General features: G+C 66.9%; 12 protein-coding genes, 1 tRNA gene and 1 pseudogene. 12 read left to right on the top strand and 2 right to left on the bottom strand.

What is annotated here, in order from left to right:
• Positions 1-104: 104 nt before the first annotated feature.
• A complete protein-coding gene (locus FNH08_RS09700) occupies positions 105-1,331 on the bottom strand; it encodes a pyridoxal phosphate-dependent aminotransferase (RefSeq protein WP_152770991.1) in 1,227 nt (408 codons plus the stop codon).
• Positions 1,332-1,671: 340 nt separating this feature from the next.
• Here FNH08_RS09700 and FNH08_RS09695 point away from each other — a divergent pair.
• The 12 genes from FNH08_RS09695 to FNH08_RS09635 all read left to right on the top strand — a co-directional run bounded on the left by FNH08_RS09695 (position 1,672) and on the right by FNH08_RS09635 (position 17,168).
• Positions 1,672-1,744: transfer RNA gene (locus tag FNH08_RS09695), tRNA-Trp, on the top strand.
• 112 nt (positions 1,745-1,856) lie between these two features.
• A complete protein-coding gene (gene secE, locus FNH08_RS09690) occupies positions 1,857-2,141 on the top strand; it encodes a preprotein translocase subunit SecE (RefSeq protein WP_322724120.1) in 285 nt (94 codons plus the stop codon).
• A 77-nt stretch (positions 2,142-2,218) separates the two neighbouring features.
• Positions 2,219-3,067, top strand: a complete 849-nt coding sequence (nusG, locus tag FNH08_RS09685) for a transcription termination/antitermination protein NusG (RefSeq protein WP_322724118.1) — start codon at positions 2,219-2,221, stop codon at positions 3,065-3,067.
• A 202-nt stretch (positions 3,068-3,269) separates the two neighbouring features.
• Complete coding sequence (gene rplK / locus FNH08_RS09680) at positions 3,270-3,704, top strand: 50S ribosomal protein L11 (RefSeq protein WP_053846805.1); 435 nt, start codon at positions 3,270-3,272, stop codon at positions 3,702-3,704.
• A gap of 79 nt (positions 3,705-3,783) precedes the next feature.
• A complete protein-coding gene (gene rplA, locus FNH08_RS09675; RefSeq protein ID WP_322724117.1) occupies positions 3,784-4,509 on the top strand; it encodes a 50S ribosomal protein L1 in 726 nt (241 codons plus the stop codon).
• A gap of 160 nt (positions 4,510-4,669) precedes the next feature.
• Positions 4,670-5,578, top strand: a complete 909-nt coding sequence (locus tag FNH08_RS09670; protein WP_152770989.1) for a hypothetical protein — start codon at positions 4,670-4,672, stop codon at positions 5,576-5,578.
• 211 nt (positions 5,579-5,789) lie between these two features.
• A complete protein-coding gene (locus FNH08_RS09665; RefSeq protein WP_322724124.1) occupies positions 5,790-6,644 on the top strand; it encodes a LolA-like protein in 855 nt (284 codons plus the stop codon).
• Between the two features lie 370 nt (positions 6,645-7,014).
• The gene (gene rplJ, locus FNH08_RS09660; protein ID WP_152770985.1) at positions 7,015-7,545 is read left to right on the top strand and encodes a 50S ribosomal protein L10; all 531 of its coding nucleotides are present in this window, start codon (positions 7,015-7,017) and stop codon (positions 7,543-7,545) included.
• A gap of 191 nt (positions 7,546-7,736) precedes the next feature.
• On the top strand, positions 7,737-8,078 hold the full coding sequence (rplL, locus tag FNH08_RS09655; protein WP_152771021.1) for a 50S ribosomal protein L7/L12: 342 nt from the start codon (positions 7,737-7,739) through the stop codon (positions 8,076-8,078).
• Between the two features lie 625 nt (positions 8,079-8,703).
• Positions 8,704-12,189, top strand: coding sequence for a DNA-directed RNA polymerase subunit beta (gene rpoB / locus FNH08_RS09645; RefSeq protein ID WP_152770984.1), 3,486 nt, complete (start codon positions 8,704-8,706; stop codon positions 12,187-12,189).
• Between the two features lie 118 nt (positions 12,190-12,307).
• A complete protein-coding gene (locus FNH08_RS09640) occupies positions 12,308-16,207 on the top strand; it encodes a DNA-directed RNA polymerase subunit beta' (protein ID WP_322724115.1) in 3,900 nt (1,299 codons plus the stop codon).
• 214 nt (positions 16,208-16,421) lie between these two features.
• Positions 16,422-17,168, top strand: a complete 747-nt coding sequence (locus tag FNH08_RS09635) for a phosphotransferase family protein (protein WP_152770982.1) — start codon at positions 16,422-16,424, stop codon at positions 17,166-17,168.
• Positions 17,169-17,304: 136 nt separating this feature from the next.
• Here the strand turns inward: FNH08_RS09635 and FNH08_RS50675 are convergent.
• A pseudogene (locus tag FNH08_RS50675) lies at positions 17,305-17,722 on the bottom strand (helix-turn-helix domain-containing protein); the annotation flags it as partial.

The following is a 17,722-nucleotide window of genomic DNA, read 5'->3' as shown; positions in this document are numbered from 1 at the left end:
CGCTTTCCCCGATCGTGGTCTTGCTCGCACTCAAAGACGAAGAAAGGGGACCCAACCTACTCACGTGAGCAGGTTGGGTCCCCGCGCGCGGAGCGCGAAAAACGTCAGTCCCGCGCCTCGGACAACAGCTTCTGGATGCGGCTCACGCCCTCGACGAGATCCTCGTCACCCAGCGCGTACGACAGCCGCAGGTACCCCGGTGTGCCGAACGCCTCACCCGGGACGACCGCGACCTCGGCCTCCTCCAGGATGAGCGCGGCCAGCTCGACGGTGTTCTGCGGGCGCTTGCCGCGGATCTCCTTGCCGACGAGGCCCTTCACGGAGGGGTACGCGTAGAAGGCGCCCTCGGGCTCCGGGCAGAGCACGCCGTCGATCTCGTTGAGCATCCGGACGATGGTCCGGCGGCGGCGGTCGAAGGCCTCACGCATCGTCGCGACCGCGTCCAGGTCGCCGGAGACGGCGGCGATCGCGGCCACCTGGGCGACGTTCGAGACGTTGGAGGTGGCGTGCGACTGGAGGTTCGTCGCGGCCTTGACGACGTCCTTCGGGCCGATGACCCAGCCCACGCGCCAGCCGGTCATGGCGTACGTCTTGGCCACGCCGTTGACGACGACGCACTTGTCGCGCAGCTCCGGCAGGAGCGCGGGGAGGGACACGGAGACCGCGTCGCCGTAGACGAGGTGCTCGTAGATCTCGTCCGTGAGCACCCACAGACCGTGCTCGACGGCCCAGCGGCCGATCGCCTCGGTCTCGGCCTCGCTGTAGACGGAGCCGGTCGGGTTGGACGGCGACACGAAGAGGACGACCTTGGTCTTCTCCGTGCGGGCGGCCTCCAGCTGCTCGACCGAGACCCGGTAGCCCGTGGTCTCGTCCGCGACGACCTCGACCGGGACGCCGCCCGCGAGGCGGATCGACTCCGGGTACGTCGTCCAGTACGGCGCCGGGACGATGACCTCGTCGCCCGGGTCGAGGATCGCGGCGAAGGCCTCGTAGATGGCCTGCTTGCCGCCGTTGGTGACCAGGATCTGGGAGACGTCGGGCTCGTAGCCCGAGTCCCGCAGCGTCTTCGCGGCGATCGCGGCCTTCAGCTCGGGCAGGCCGCCCGCCGGCGTGTAGCGGTGGTACTTCGGGTTCTTGCAGGCTTCGACGGCCGCCTCGACGATGTAGTCCGGCGTCGGGAAGTCGGGCTCACCGGCGCCGAAGCCGATCACCGGACGCCCGGCGGCCTTGAGGGCCTTGGCCTTGGCGTCCACGGCGAGGGTGGCGGACTCGGAGATCGCGCCGACTCGGGCGGAGACCCGGCGCTCGGTGGGAGGGGTTGCAGGGCTCATGGACCCCATCGTTTCAGACACGAAACGCCCGCGGCACGCGGGTTTCACAGACTGGTCAGCCCGGTGAACAGTTGTCCGACAAGCGCGTCGCGCAGCCGGACCGGGCCGCGGAACCCGGGAGCGTACGTGCCGGACCGCCCGTGGCGCCGGCGGCCGAAAACACGCCCGTCTGCGAGCCGTGCACCGGCGAAACGGCGACCGACAACGCCCGTGAGAACACTTTCTGTTCGACGCCCGGCTCAGGAGCACGTACACTCTCACCTCGTTGGCCTCCACAGGCCGCGCTCACCCGGTGCACACCGAGCACTCGGGCGGATGCGGTACGTTTGGGGGGAACCAAAGGGTCGTAGCTCAATTGGTAGAGCACTGGTCTCCAAAACCAGCGGTTGGGGGTTCAAGTCCCTCCGGCCCTGCTACACACTCCTTACGCCAGGATGTGTGCGCATGTACGTACAGCAGCAATGCACCGCCGTGCGGCTCAGACCGGGCGCGGCACGGCCACGACCCGGAATCAGGTGAGGACGAGTGACGGACGCCGTGGGCTCCATCGACATGCCTGATGCCCAGGATGAGGCGCCGGAGTCCAAGAAGACCCGCAAGGGCGGCAAGCGCGGCAAGAAGGGCCCGTTCAAGCGACTGGCGCTCTTCTACCGCCAGATCGTCGCGGAGCTCCGCAAGGTCGTCTGGCCGACCCGTTCGCAGCTGACGACGTACACGACCGTGGTGATTGTCTTCGTCGTCATCATGATCGGTCTGGTGACTGTGATTGACTTCGGACTCGACAAGGCCGCCAAGTACGTCTTCGGCTGAGCCGAAAGCGAAGGGCGCCGTCCCCGGCGCCCCTTTCGCGTGTTCCACCGCCATGAATCCAGGAAGAAGCAGCCACCGTGTCTGACCCGAACGTGAACGACGCCATCGAGCCTCGTGGGGAAGGTGTCGAGCCCGCGGACGACGAGCTCGACATCGTCGAGGGAGCGGACGAGGTCGACGAGTTCGAGGCTGCCGAGGCCGAGGCGGGGGAGCCGGCTGAGGAAGCCGCCGTGCACGTCGAGGACGAGGCCGAGGACAAGGCCGAAGAGGAGCTCGAGGAGGAGGCCGCCGAAGAGGAGGCCGAGCCCGTCGACCCCGTCGCCGCCCTGCGCGAGGAACTGCGGACCCTGCCCGGCGAGTGGTACGTCATCCACACGTACGCCGGCTACGAGAACCGCGTGAAGACCAACCTGGAGCAGCGCGCCGTCTCGCTGAACGTCGAGGACTTCATCTTCCAGGCCGAGGTGCCGCAGGAAGAGGTCGCGCAGATCAAGAACGGCGAGCGCAAGACCATCCGTCAGAACAAGCTCCCGGGCTACGTCCTGGTGCGCATGGACCTGACGAACGAGTCCTGGGGCGTCGTCCGCAACACGCCCGGCGTCACCGGCTTCGTGGGCAACGCCTACGACCCGTACCCGCTGACGCTCGACGAGATCGTCAAGATGCTCGCCCCGGAGGCCGAGGAGAAGGCAGCCCGCGAGGCCGCCGAGGCCGAGGGCAAGCCGGCTCCGGCCCGCAAGGTCGAGGTCCAGGTGCTCGACTTCGAGGTCGGCGACTCGGTCACCGTCACGGACGGCCCGTTCGCCACGCTCCAGGCGACCATCAACGAGATCAACCCCGACTCGAAGAAGGTCAAGGGCCTCGTCGAGATCTTCGGCCGGGAGACGCCGGTCGAGCTGAGCTTCGACCAGATTCAGAAGAACTAGTCCGGCGACCGGGCAGCTCCCGGTTTCTGGATTCCTCTTCTGGACTCCTCGCTTCCGCGCAGGTCAGGCAGGCTCTCGGTAGCCGGTCTGACCTGCTCGGTTTTTAGCCGCGCATCTATACCCGTTATCGTTGTGCGGTATGCCTTCATCCGGGACGCGACCCGGACGGAGGCGCACTCGAATCGAAAGGACCCGGAGAGCAATGCCTCCCAAGAAGAAGAAGGTCACGGGGCTCATCAAGCTCCAGATCCAGGCCGGTGCCGCGAACCCGGCCCCGCCGGTCGGTCCGGCGCTGGGTCAGCACGGCGTCAACATCATGGAGTTCTGCAAGGCCTACAACGCCGCGACCGAGTCGCAGCGCGGTTGGGTCATCCCGGTGGAGATCACGGTCTACGAGGACCGTTCCTTCACCTTCATCACCAAGACGCCGCCGGCCGCCAAGATGATCCTCAAGGCCGCGGGCGTGGAGAAGGGCTCCGGCGAGCCGCACAAGACCAAGGTCGCCAAGATCACCGAGGCGCAGGTCCGCGAGATCGCCACGACGAAGATGCCCGACCTCAACGCCAACGACCTGGACGCCGCCGCGAAGATCATCGCCGGTACCGCGCGTTCCATGGGCGTCACGGTCGAGGGCTGACCTCAACCCCGTAAGAAACACCGTGGCAGGGCCTGCTCGGCCCGTACCACGACTCCTTTCAGAACACACAGGAGCAGTTGTGAGCAAGCGCAGCAAGGCTCTCCGCGCTGCGGACGCCAAGATCGACCGGGAGAAGCTGTACGCCCCGCTCGAGGCCGTCCGTCTCGCCAAGGAGACCTCCACGACCAAGTTCGACGGCACCGTCGAGGTCGCCTTCCGTCTGGGTGTCGACCCGCGCAAGGCCGACCAGATGGTCCGTGGCACCGTGAACCTCCCGCACGGCACCGGTAAGACCGCCCGGGTCCTGGTCTTCGCGACCGGTGACCGTGCCGAGGCCGCTCGCGCCGCGGGCGCCGACATCGTCGGCTCCGACGAACTGATCGACGAGGTGTCGAAGGGCCGTCTGGACTTCGACGCCGTCGTCGCCACCCCGGACCTCATGGGCAAGGTCGGCCGCCTCGGCCGCGTGCTCGGCCCCCGTGGTCTCATGCCGAACCCCAAGACCGGCACCGTGACCCCGGATGTCACCAAGGCCGTCAACGACATCAAGGGCGGCAAGATCGAGTTCCGCGTCGACAAGCACTCGAACCTGCACTTCATCATCGGCAAGACGTCGTTCGACGACACCAAGCTGGTGGAGAACTACGGCGCGGCGCTGGAGGAGATCCTCCGTCTGAAGCCGTCCGCCGCCAAGGGTCGCTACATCAAGAAGGCCGCCATCACCACCACGATCGGCCCCGGCGTCCCGGTCGACCCCAACCGCACCCGCAACCTCCTCGCCGAGGAGGACCCGGCCGCCGTCTGAGCCCCGCGCTCCGTTCGGCAGTCGGTCGCACTCGCGATCCGGTCAGCGAGCCCCGCAACCTTTCGAGGTGCGGGGCTCGTCCCTTTCTGAGCACACGTACGAGTGTCAGTGCTCTGCGCTAGCGTGCGAAGCACAGGAATCTCATGGGGGGTAGAGACGAATGACCAGCACGACCGTGCGCCGGATGGCCCTTTCGATCGCCGTGGTGACCGCGTTGACGGGAGCGGCCGCCTGCACCTCCTCGGGCTCCTCGGGCTCCTCCGGGGACTCCGGCAAGGACGACAAGGCAGGCCGCAAGGGCGGGGTGGTCGTAAGCCCCGTCGCGGCCCTGCGCCTGGCGGAGAAGTCCACGAGCAGCGCCGACTCCGCGCGCGTGAAGTCCACGACCACCATGGGCACCATGATGTCCATGGAGGCGGACGGCGCCCTCGACTGGTCCGACGGCTACACCGGCACGATGACCATCGAGTACACCGGCGGCACGATGGCCGACCAGATGCGCCAGATGGGCACCACCAAGATGGAGGCCCGCTACCTGGAGGACGCCTACTACGCGCAGATGGGCGACAAGTTCGCCGACCAGGCGGGCGGCAAGCACTGGATCAAGTACGACTACGACGCCCTGGCGGAAGCGGCCGGCGGCTCGGGGGCGTACATGAAGGACCAGATGCAGAACACCACGCCGAACCAGTCGGTGAAGCTCCTGCTCGCCTCCGGCGACGTGAAGAAGGTCGGCGAGGAGACCGTGCGCGGCGAGCAGACCACGCACTACTCGGGCACGGTCGAGGTCGCGGACCTCGCGGAGAAGAACTCCGACCTGACCGAGGACCAGCTGGCCGACCTGAAGAAGCAGCTGCAGCAGGCCGGGATCACCACAGAGACCATCGACATCTGGGTCAACGACAAGGATTTGCTGGTCAAGAAGGTCGAGAAGGGCGAGATGACGTCCGGGACGATGTCCCAGACGGCGTACTACAGCGACTACGGCGTGAAGGTCTCCACCGAGACGCCTCCGGCTGGGGACACGGTGGACTTCACGGAGCTGATAGGTAACCAGCCGGCTGCGTAGGGCTTGGTAGCGCCGTGGGGGTTCTCGTAGTTTCCGGGTGCGGGGCGTCTGTGGTTGCTCGCGCAGTTCCCCGCGCCCCTGACGGGGCGCGTGAGGTGTGCCACACCGGGCTCGCTGAAACTCCAGGGACACAGGAAACCCTCTGGGATACGCTCGCGGTCTTGCTGTGAACCGATCAAAAGCGTTTCTTGGGGGGAACATGGGGATTTCTGTGCATGGATCCGTGCGGCGCAGGGTGACCGGTGCGGCGCTCGCCGCCCTGCTGCTCGGTGGGGGAGTGGTCGGCTGCGGGAAGGGCTCCGGGAGTGAGTCGCCGGAGATGACGCCCGCGGCGGCCGTGGAGAAGGCGGCGAAGAACGCGCAGGACATCACGTCCCTGAGCTACCGGCTGACCGGCAAGGTCCCGGAGGAGGGGCGCGTCAAGGCCGAGGCGCAGATGAGCATCAAGCCCACGCTCGCCATGAGCATGAAGATGACGGCGCTCGACCAGACCACGGACAACCAGGTCGAGATCCGGCTCGTCGACAAGGCCATGTACATCGACGGAGGCGCCGCGGCCGCGAAGGAGATGGACGGGAAGCGCTGGATCAAGTTCGACCTGGCCGCGCTCGGCAAGGACGCCGACGCCCTGGGCGGTGACTCGCTGGGTGCCGGGCAGGCCGACAAGAACCCGCTCCAGGAGTCCACCCTGCTCACCGGCTCCAAGGACGTGAAGAAGGTCGGCACCGAGACCGTCGACGGTGTCAAGACCACCCACTACAAGGGCACGGTCACCCTGGACGAGTTCCGCGCGTCCCTGAAGGACGAGGACAAGAAGACCCGGGACCAGCGCGAGAAGGCCCTCGAGCAGTACGAGAAGATGGGCGTCGACAGCATCACGATGCACATGTGGATCGACGGCGAGGACCACACCAAGCAGTTCCGCATGAAGGGCGACGCCGACAAGGGCCCGCTCGACATGACCATCACGTTCCTCGACTACAACAAGCCGGTGACCGTGAAGGCCCCGGCGGCCAAGGACACGATGGACCTCGCGGAGATGATGAAGGCGGCCCAGCAGGGCTGACGGGCGGCGGCAGCGCTCGCGACCCGCGGCCCGCGTCCCGTTTTCCGTGGCAGTCCCGTTCCCATGGCTGCGCCCCTCCCGGAGGCGCAGCCGTACGGATTTGCTTGACAGCGATCCGGTCCCGTACTCTTCCGGGGAAGCCAAAGACCGCTGGTCGTTGCCGTGGTGCTCGTAAGAGGGCCCGGCGGCCGAAGGATCCGCTGAACTGCGGACGACCCGCGCAGGTGAATGTGGAAGTGCTCCTGGGCCGGTTCCGTGTTCCAACGGAATTCGTCCGGTTGAGCTACGCCCCGTGCGCCTGCGCCGGGGCGTTTCGTTTATCCCAGCCCCTTCCGAGCGGTCCTCATCACCCGGAAGGAGGCCGAGGCTCATGGCGACACCCGACAAGGTCGATGCCGTTGAGGAGATCACGGGGAAGCTCCGTAACTCCAACGCCGCTGTTGTGACGTCCTACACCGGGCTGAGCGTGGCGCAGCTCAAGCAGCTCCGCCGTTCTCTCGGCGAGAACGCTCAGTACCGAGTGGTGAAGAACACGCTCACCAAGATCGCGGCCAAGGAAGCCGGGATCTCCGTGCTGGACGAGCACCTCAGTGGCTCGACGGCCGTCGCCTTCGTGACCGGTGACCCGGTCGAGGCGGCGAAGGGTCTGCGTGACTTCGCCAAGGACAACCCCGCTCTCGTCATCAAGGGCGGTGTCCTTGACGGCAAGGCGCTGTCCGCCGACGAGATCAAGAAGCTTGCGGACCTCGAGTCCCGCGAGGTTCTGCTCGCCAAGCTGGCGGGCGCCCTGAAGGGCAAGCAGACGCAGGCTGCTCAGGTCTTCCAGGCGCTCCCGTCGAAGCTCGTCCGCACCGTGGACGCGCTTCGTGCCAAGCAGGACGAGCAGGGCGGTGCCGAGTAATTCGGCTCGCGAAATGACCGCCGCCTGAGGCAGCCCGCCGCAGGCAGGAGGTCGTAGCGGGCCGAACGTCTACGCAGTAACGCCGCAAGGCGCACGCCCGCCAGACATGTACATCCGGCACCAGCCGAATTAGTGGAAGGAAAGCCATCGTGGCTCTCACCCAGGACGAGCTTCTCGCCGAGTTCGAGAACATGACCCTCATCCAGCTCTCCGAGTTCGTGAAGGCGTTCGAGGAGAAGTTCGACGTCACCGCCGCTGCCGCCGCGGTCGCCGTTCCCGCCGCGGGTGCCCCGGGCGCCCCGGCCGAGGCCGCTGAGGAGCAGGACGAGTTCGACGTCATCCTCACCGGTGCCGGCGACAAGAAGATCCAGGTCATCAAGGTCGTGCGTGAGCTGACCTCCCTGGGTCTGAAGGAGGCCAAGGACCTCGTGGACGGCGCCCCGAAGCCCGTTCTCGAGAAGGTCGCCAAGGAGGCCGCGGAGAAGGCCGCCGAGTCCCTCAAGGGCGCCGGCGCCTCCGTCGAGGTCAAGTAAGACCTCACGGTCCGCACGGGCACACGCCGCCAGGCGTGTGCCGACGGGCCCGCCGCACAGCTCTTTCCGTAGGGCTGTAACGCAAACGCACTGAAGGGCGATCATCCAAGTGGGTGGTCGCCTTTCGGCGTTCGTGGACGTCGTCGGACGGCTGCCTTGCACTGTGGGTTCCGACGAGTATGGTGATCTTCGTTGTGCCTCCGGGCACCCCCAGGTGGCCCGCTGCGAGTGACGATCGCAGCACCTGGTTCGGGCTTGGGGGGCCTTGACGAACCGCACGCAGCGCGCAATTCTCAGGACGCGTCGTCACAACGATCCGCATCCGAGGCATGGATCGGCGACGAAGAGGGCAGTATCGATGTGCATCGAGGGCGTGGCTTGCCGCAGGTGTTGACGAACAACGAGGGTTTCCGGGGGTCCGCAAACCCGCACTGGACATCAGTGGGCCAAGTGGCTACACTGACCCTTTGCGCTGCCTGTTAGCTGCTTCCTGCCCGTCACCAGGAACATGCCCTCGCTTGAGCACCGACGATAGAACTGTCTCTGACCTGGGATTTCTATCTCTGTGCCCGATCGAGGGGCCGGTACGCGCGTAGTGAGTCCGAGCCCTCGGAAGGACCCCCTCTTGGCCGCCTCGCGCACTGCCTCGACCGCGAATACGAACAACGGCGCCAGCACCGCCCCGCTGCGCATCTCCTTTGCAAAGATCAAGGAGCCTCTCGAGGTTCCCAACCTGCTCGCGCTGCAGACCGAGAGCTTTGACTGGCTGCTCGGGAACACCGCCTGGCAGAGTCGGGTCGAGGAGGCTCTGGAGTCCGGTCAGGACGTCCCCACCAAGTCCGGTCTGGAGGAGATCTTCGAGGAGATCTCCCCGATCGAGGACTTCTCCGGGTCGATGTCGCTGACGTTCCGCGACCACCGCTTCGAGCCGCCGAAGAACAGCATCGACGAGTGCAAGGAGCGCGACTTCACCTACGCCGCGCCCCTCTTCGTCACGGCCGAGTTCACGAACAACGAGACCGGCGAGATCAAGTCCCAGACCGTCTTCATGGGCGACTTCCCGCTCATGACGAACAAGGGCACGTTCGTCATCAACGGCACCGAGCGTGTCGTGGTGTCGCAGCTGGTCCGTTCGCCGGGTGTCTACTTCGACTCCTCGATCGACAAGACGTCCGACAAGGACATCTTCTCCGCCAAGGTGATCCCGTCCCGGGGTGCCTGGCTGGAGATGGAGATCGACAAGCGCGACATGGTCGGTGTGCGCATCGACCGCAAGCGCAAGCAGTCCGTCACCGTTCTGCTCAAGGCTCTCGGTTGGACGACCGAGCAGATCCTGGAGGAATTCGGCGAGTACGAGTCCATGCGCGCCACCCTGGAGAAGGACCACACCCAGGGCCAGGACGACGCGCTGCTCGACATCTACCGCAAGCTCCGCCCGGGCGAGCCCCCCACGCGTGAGGCCGCCCAGACGCTGCTCGAGAACCTCTACTTCAACCCGAAGCGCTACGACCTCGCGAAGGTCGGCCGCTACAAGGTGAACAAGAAGCTCGGCGCGAACGAGCCGCTGGACGCCGGCGTGCTCACCACCGACGACGTCATCGCCACCATCAAGTACCTGGTGAAGCTGCACGCCGGTGAGACCGAGACGGTCGCCGAGTCGGGCCGCGAGATCATCGTCGAGACCGACGACATCGACCACTTCGGCAACCGCCGTATCCGCAACGTCGGCGAGCTGATCCAGAACCAGGTCCGTACGGGTCTCGCCCGTATGGAGCGCGTCGTGCGTGAGCGCATGACCACGCAGGACGTCGAGGCGATCACGCCGCAGACCCTGATCAACATCCGGCCGGTCGTCGCCTCCATCAAGGAGTTCTTCGGCACCAGCCAGCTGTCCCAGTTCATGGACCAGAACAACCCGCTGTCGGGCCTGACGCACAAGCGTCGTCTCAACGCGCTCGGCCCGGGTGGTCTCTCCCGTGAGCGGGCCGGCTTCGAGGTCCGTGACGTGCACCCCTCGCACTACGGCCGCATGTGCCCGATCGAGACGCCCGAAGGCCCGAACATCGGTCTGATCGGTTCGCTCGCCTCGTACGGCCGCATCAACGCGTTCGGCTTCATCGAGACGCCGTACCGCAAGGTCGTCGACGGTCAGGTCACCGACGAGGTCGACTACCTCACGGCCGACGAAGAGGACCGGTTCGTCATCGCGCAGGCCAACGCCACGCTGACGGACGAGTTCCGCTTCGCCGAGGCGCGCGTCCTGGTCCGCCGCCGTGGCGGCGAGGTCGACTACGTCGCCGGTGACGACGTGGACTACATGGACGTCTCGCCGCGCCAGATGGTGTCGGTCGCGACCGCCATGATCCCGTTCCTCGAGCACGACGACGCCAACCGTGCCCTCATGGGCGCGAACATGATGCGTCAGGCCGTGCCGCTCATCAAGTCCGAGTCCCCGCTCGTCGGCACCGGCATGGAGTACCGCTCCGCCGCCGACGCCGGTGACGTGGTCAAGGCCGAGAAGGCGGGTGTGGTCCAGGAGGTCTCCGCGGACTACATCACCACCGCCAACGACGACGGCACGTACATCACGTACCGCCTGGCCAAGTTCGCCCGCTCCAACCAGGGCACCTCGGTCAACCAGAAGGTCATCGTCAACGAGGGCGACCGGATCATCGAGGGCCAGGTCCTCGCCGACGGTCCGGCCACCCAGAACGGCGAGATGGCGCTCGGCAAGAACCTGCTCGTGGCGTTCATGCCGTGGGAGGGTCACAACTACGAGGACGCGATCATCCTGTCGCAGCGCCTCGTGCAGGACGACGTCCTCTCCTCGATCCACATCGAGGAGCACGAGGTCGACGCCCGTGACACCAAGCTCGGCCCCGAGGAGATCACCCGGGACATCCCGAACGTCTCCGAGGAGGTCCTCGCCGACCTCGACGAGCGCGGCATCATCCGCATCGGTGCCGAGGTCATCGCCGGTGACATCCTCGTCGGCAAGGTGACCCCGAAGGGTGAGACCGAGCTGACGCCGGAGGAGCGCCTGCTGCGCGCGATCTTCGGTGAGAAGGCCCGTGAGGTCCGTGACACCTCGCTGAAGGTGCCGCACGGCGAGACCGGCAAGGTCATCGGCGTCCGCGTCTTCGACCGCGAGGAGGGCGACGAGCTTCCCCCCGGTGTGAACCAGCTGGTGCGCGTGTACGTGGCGCAGAAGCGCAAGATCACCGACGGTGACAAGCTCGCCGGCCGTCACGGCAACAAGGGCGTCATCTCGAAGATCCTGCCGATCGAGGACATGCCGTTCCTGGAGGACGGCACCCCGGTCGACATCATCCTCAACCCGCTCGGTGTGCCTTCCCGAATGAACCCGGGACAGGTCCTGGAGATCCACCTCGGCTGGCTCGCCAGCCGCGGCTGGGACGTCTCCGGCCTCGCGGACGACTGGGCGCAGCGCCTGCAGGCCATCGAGGCCGACCGGGTCGACCCGGGCACGAACGTCGCGACCCCCGTCTTCGACGGTGCGCGCGAGGACGAGCTCGCGGGTCTGCTGAACCACACGATCCCGAACCGCGACGGCGAGCGCATGGTGCTCCCGTCCGGCAAGGCGCCGCTGTTCGACGGCCGCTCCGGCGAGCCGTTCCCGGAGCCGATCTCGGTCGGCTACATGTACATCCTGAAGCTGCACCACCTGGTCGACGACAAGCTGCACGCCCGCTCGACCGGTCCGTACTCGATGATCACCCAGCAGCCGCTGGGTGGTAAGGCCCAGTTCGGTGGCCAGCGGTTCGGCGAGATGGAGGTGTGGGCGCTGGAGGCATACGGCGCCGCGTACGCCCTCCAGGAGCTGCTGACCATCAAGTCCGACGACGTCACCGGCCGCGTGAAGGTCTACGAGGCCATTGTCAAGGGCGAGAACATCCCTGAGCCCGGCATCCCCGAGTCCTTCAAGGTGCTCATCAAGGAGATGCAGTCCCTTTGCCTGAACGTGGAGGTGCTGTCCAGCGACGGTATGTCCATCGAGATGCGCGACACCGACGAGGACGTCTTCCGCGCTGCGGAGGAGCTCGGCATCGACCTGTCCCGGCGTGAGCCGAGCAGCGTCGAAGAGGTCTGACGGGACTTCGGCGGGCCTTTTGACTCACAGAGGCGACTCACAGAGGCAAAGGCCCGCCGGCCCCGGGACCCCCGTTTCAGACCCCAAGACTTACAACCCTGAGAGGGATTGACGCATAGTGCTCGACGTCAACTTCTTCGACGAGCTCCGGATCGGCCTGGCCACCGCTGACGACATCCGTCAGTGGAGCCACGGTGAGGTCAAGAAGCCCGAGACCATCAACTACCGCACCCTCAAGCCCGAAAAGGACGGACTCTTCTGCGAGAAGATCTTCGGTCCGACCCGGGACTGGGAGTGCTACTGCGGCAAGTACAAGCGCGTCCGCTTCAAGGGCATCATCTGTGAGCGCTGCGGTGTCGAGGTGACTCGCGCCAAGGTGCGCCGTGAGCGGATGGGCCACATCGAGCTGGCCGCTCCCGTCACGCACATCTGGTACTTCAAGGGCGTTCCGTCGCGGCTGGGCTACCTGCTCGACCTCGCCCCGAAGGACCTGGAGAAGGTCATCTACTTCGCGGCGTACATGATCACGTACGTCGACGAGGAGCGCCGTACGCGTGACCTGCCCTCCCTGGAGGCGCACGTCTCCGTCGAGCGGCAGCAGATCGAGAACCGCCGGGACGCCGACCTGGAGGCCCGCGCCAAGAAGCTCGAGACCGACCTGGCCGAGCTGGAGGCCGAGGGCGCCAAGGCCGACGTGCGCCGCAAGGTGCGCGAGGGCGCCGAGCGTGAGATGAAGCAGCTGCGTGACCGTGCGCAGCGCGAGATCGACCGTCTCGACGAGGTGTGGACCCGGTTCAAGAACCTCAAGGTCCAGGACCTGGAGGGCGACGAGCTCCTCTACCGCGAGCTGCGTGACCGCTTCGGCACGTACTTCGACGGTTCGATGGGTGCCGCGGCGTTGCAGAAGCGCCTGGAGTCCTTCGACCTGGACGAGGAGGCCGAGCGCCTCCGCGAGATCATCCGTACCGGCAAGGGCCAGAAGAAGACCCGTGCGCTCAAGCGCCTGAAGGTCGTCTCCGCGTTCCTGCAGACCAGCAACAGCCCCAAGGGCATGGTGCTCGACTGCGTGCCGGTCATCCCGCCGGACCTGCGTCCGATGGTGCAGCTGGACGGTGGCCGCTTCGCGACCTCCGACCTGAACGACCTGTACCGCCGTGTCATCAACCGCAACAACCGTCTGAAGAGGCTCCTCGACCTCGGCGCGCCCGAGATCATCGTCAACAACGAGAAGCGCATGCTTCAGGAGGCTGTTGACGCCCTCTTCGACAACGGTCGTCGCGGCCGTCCGGTGACCGGTCCCGGTAACCGCCCGCTGAAGTCCCTCAGCGACATGCTGAAGGGTAAGCAGGGTCGCTTCCGTCAGAACCTGCTCGGTAAGCGAGTCGACTACTCGGCGCGTTCCGTGATCGTCGTCGGTCCGCAGCTGAAGCTGCACCAGTGCGGTCTGCCGAAGGCGATGGCGCTGGAGCTCTTCAAGCCGTTCGTGATGAAGCGCCTGGTCGACCTGAACCACGCGCAGAACATCAAGAGCGCCAAGCGCATGGTCGAGCGCGGCCGCACGGTCGTGTACGACGTGCTGGAAGAGGTCATCGCGGAGCACCCGGTTCTGCTGAACCGTGCGCCCACGCTGCACCGCCTCGGCATCCAGGCCTTCGAGCCGCAGCTGGTCGAGGGCAAGGCCATCCAGATCCACCCGCTCGTCTGCACCGCGTTCAACGCGGACTTCGACGGTGACCAGATGGCCGTGCACCTGCCGCTGTCCGCGGAGGCGCAGGCCGAGGCCCGCATCCTGATGCTGTCCTCGAACAACATCCTCAAGCCCGCCGACGGCCGTCCGGTGACGATGCCGACCCAGGACATGGTCCTCGGTCTGTTCTTCCTCACCACGGACAGCGAGATGCGGCAGGTCAAGGGCGAGGAGCGTTCCTTCTCGTCCGTGGCCGAGGCGATCATGGCGTTCGACGCCGGTGAGCTCTCGCTGCAGTCGAAGGTGGACGTCCGCTTCCCGGTGGGCACCATCCCGCCGCGTGGCTGGATGCCGCCGGCGCACGAGGAGGGTGAGCCCGAGTGGCAGCAGGGTGACAGCTTCCGGCTGTCCACCACGCTGGGCCGCGCGCTCTTCAACGAGCTGCTGCCCGAGGACTACCCGTTCGTCGACTACGAGGTCGGCAAGAAGCAGCTCTCCGAGATCGTCAACGACCTCGCCGAGCGCTACCCCAAGGTCATCGTGGCGGCGACGCTCGACAACCTGAAGGCGGCCGGCTTCTACTGGGCGACCCGTTCCGGCGTGACCGTGGCCATCTCCGACGTCGTCGTTCCCGAGGCGAAGAAGGAGATCGTCCGCGGCTACGAGGCGCAGGACGAGAAGGTCCAGAAGCAGTACGAGCGTGGTCTGATCACCAAGGACGAGCGCACGCAGGAGCTCATCGCGATCTGGACCAAGGCGACCAACGAGGTCGCCGAGGCGATGAACGACAACTTCCCGAAGACCAACCCGATCTTCATGATGGTGAACTCGGGCGCACGAGGCAACATGATGCAGATGCGTCAGATCGCCGGTATGCGTGGTCTGGTGTCGAACGCGAAGAACGAGACGATCCCGCGGCCCATCAAGGCGTCGTTCCGTGAGGGTCTGTCCGTGCTGGAGTACTTCATCTCCACGCACGGTGCCCGTAAGGGTCTGGCGGACACGGCCCTCCGTACCGCCGACTCGGGTTACCTGACCCGTCGTCTGGTCGACGTGTCGCAGGACGTCATCATCCGCGAGGAGGACTGCGGCACCGAGCGCGGTCTGAAGCTGAAGATCGCCGAGCGCGGCGCCGACGGCACCCTGCGCAAGACCGATGACGTCGAGACCAGCGTCTACGCCCGCATGCTCGCCGAGGACGTCGTCATCGACGGCAAGGTGATCGCGCCGGCCAACGTGGACCTGGGCGACGTGCTCATCGACCAGCTGGTGCACCACGGCATCGAGCAGGTGAAGACCCGCTCGATCCTGACCTGCGAGTCCCAGGTCGGCACCTGCGCCATGTGCTACGGCCGCTCGCTGGCCACCGGCAAGCTGGTCGACATCGGTGAGGCGGTCGGCATCATCGCCGCCCAGTCCATCGGTGAGCCCGGTACCCAGCTGACGATGCGTACCTTCCACACCGGTGGTGTGGCCGGTGACGACATCACCCAGGGTCTGCCCCGTGTCGTCGAGCTCTTCGAGGCCCGTACCCCGAAGGGTGTCGCCCCGATCTCCGAGGCCTCCGGCCGCGTGCGGATCGAGGAGACCGAGAAGACCAAGAAGCTCGTCGTCACCCCGGACGACGGCAGCGACGAGACGGCGTTCCCGATCTCGAAGCGTGCCAAGGTCCTGGTCCGCGAGGGCGACCACGTCGAGGTGGGCCAGCAGCTCACCGTGGGTGCCACCAACCCGCACGACGTGCTGCGCATCCTGGGTCAGCGTGCCGTCCAGGTCCACCTGGTCGGCGAGGTCCAGAAGGTCTACAACTCGCAGGGCGTGTCGATCCACGACAAGCACATCGAGATCATCATCCGGCAGATGCTGCGCCGAGTGACGATCATCGAGTCCGGCGACGCCGAGCTGCTGCCCGGTGAGCTCGTGGAGCGCTCGAAGTTCGAGACCGAGAACCGTCGTGTGGTCCAGGAAGGCGGCCACCCGGCCTCCGGCCGTCCGCAGCTGATGGGTATCACCAAGGCCTCGCTGGCGACCGAGTCGTGGCTGTCGGCGGCGTCCTTCCAGGAGACGACCAGGGTCCTCACGGACGCGGCGATCAACGCCAAGTCCGACTCCCTGATCGGCCTCAAGGAGAACGTCATCATCGGTAAGCTCATCCCGGCCGGTACGGGCCTGTCCCGCTACCGCAACATCCGGGTCGAGCCGACCGAGGAGGCCAAGGCCGCGATGTACTCGGCCGTCGGCTACGACGACATCGACTACTCGCCGTTCGGCACGGGCTCCGGCCAGGCCGTGCCGCTGGAGGACTACGACTACGGTCCGTACAACCAGTAAGGCCTACGTCCACTGAGGGGCGGTCACCTTTCGGGGTGGCCGCCCTTCGGCGTGCCCGGCCTCGTTGACGACTCCTGACAGAAGTGGTGGGCTTGATCTGGCCAGAGGTCGGTGTCGTGCACGAGGCCGCCGGGTAGCGGGACGCGGTCAGCCGCGTAATCGCACGCGATAAACCCGGCGACGTCGGCGATCATCCCTGGGACACTGGTCGCCCATGGATGAGGTGAAAGTCGTCGTCGCCCATTCCGAGCGCGCGACCCTGCGCGTCGGCGACATGTTCCTGAAGGTGGACGCCGATCAGGCACGCCTCGTCGTCGAGGTCGAGGCGATGTCCCTCGCGCCGGTCCCGACCCCGGCGGTCCTGTGGCGCAAGCCGCCCGTGCTCGCGATCGCCGCACTCCCGGGGACGACGCTTGGGCGCCTCGGCGGGCCGTCGACCGGATCGCCGGCGGCGTGGGCCGCGGCGGGCGCCGCCATCCGGAAGCTGCACGACGCGCCGCTGCCGTCCCGGTCGGGCCGGGCAGGCCGGAGCATCGATGCGCTGGCGGCGGAACTCGACGAGGAGTGCGAGTTGCTCGTGACGAACGGCGTCCTGCCCGCCGACCTGGTCACCCGCAACCGCCAGGTCGCCGAGGCCGCGCTCCGGCCGTGGACTCCGGCGTTCACGCACGGCGACCTTCAGATCGCGCACGTCTTTGTCGACGGCGACGAGGTCACCGGCATCATCGACTGGTCCGAGGCGGGCCAGGGTGATGCCCTGTACGACCTCGCCACCTTCACGCTCGGACATGAGGAGCACCTCGACGACGTCATCGCCGGCTATGGCACCGACGTCGACCTCGACGTGATCCACGCGTGGTGGTCGTTGCGAAGCCTGCTGGCAGTTCGCTGGCTGATCGAGCACGGCTTCGACCCTTTCGCGCCGGGCTGTGAGGTCGATGTGCTGAGATCCCGGATGTGAGGCTGCACGGGCCCGACTGCTACGTATGCGTTCTGACGCATCGAGCAGGCCATCCCCCGGGGCGATCGCCGGACGGGCAGTGGCGACGCAGACAGGCAAGGGCTGACCGTCGAGGTCGCTTGCGCTGTCCGGTGGTTCAGGCCGCCGCAGCGGTGTCGGAGCCCGCGTCGCGGCAGTCACGGCAGTAGGCGCCTGGCCGCGTAGTCCGGATCGCACGTTCGCAGCCCTCGCAGTTGTGGAACGGGGGAGGAGCGGCGGTTCGGTCGACGGGTGAGGGAGCGGGCGCGGTCGGCGCGGGCGGTGGCAGCAGCTCGGTGAGGCGATGGGCGAGGAGAGACGCCGGGTTGCGGAGGGGATCGCCAGGGAGGTTCGCGGTCAGGGCGTGCCGTACGGCCTCGGTGCGTGCGCCGCGTTCGAGCCAGGCGGCGACTGCCGGGGCGAGGTGGCGGACGGCACGTTCGGAGAGGAGGAGGCGGTGGTCGTGGTGGTGGAGGGTGGTGAGGAGGGCGGTGGCCTTACGGTGGCGGTCGAGGTCTGGGGTCTGGGGTTCGGGG

Source organism: Streptomyces spongiae, assembly GCF_009377185.1.
Taxonomy (GTDB): Bacteria; Actinomycetota; Actinomycetes; order Streptomycetales; family Streptomycetaceae; genus Streptomyces; species Streptomyces spongiae.
The sequence above is the reverse complement of the archived record's forward strand: the minus strand, read 5'-3'. Positions and strand labels throughout refer to the sequence as shown.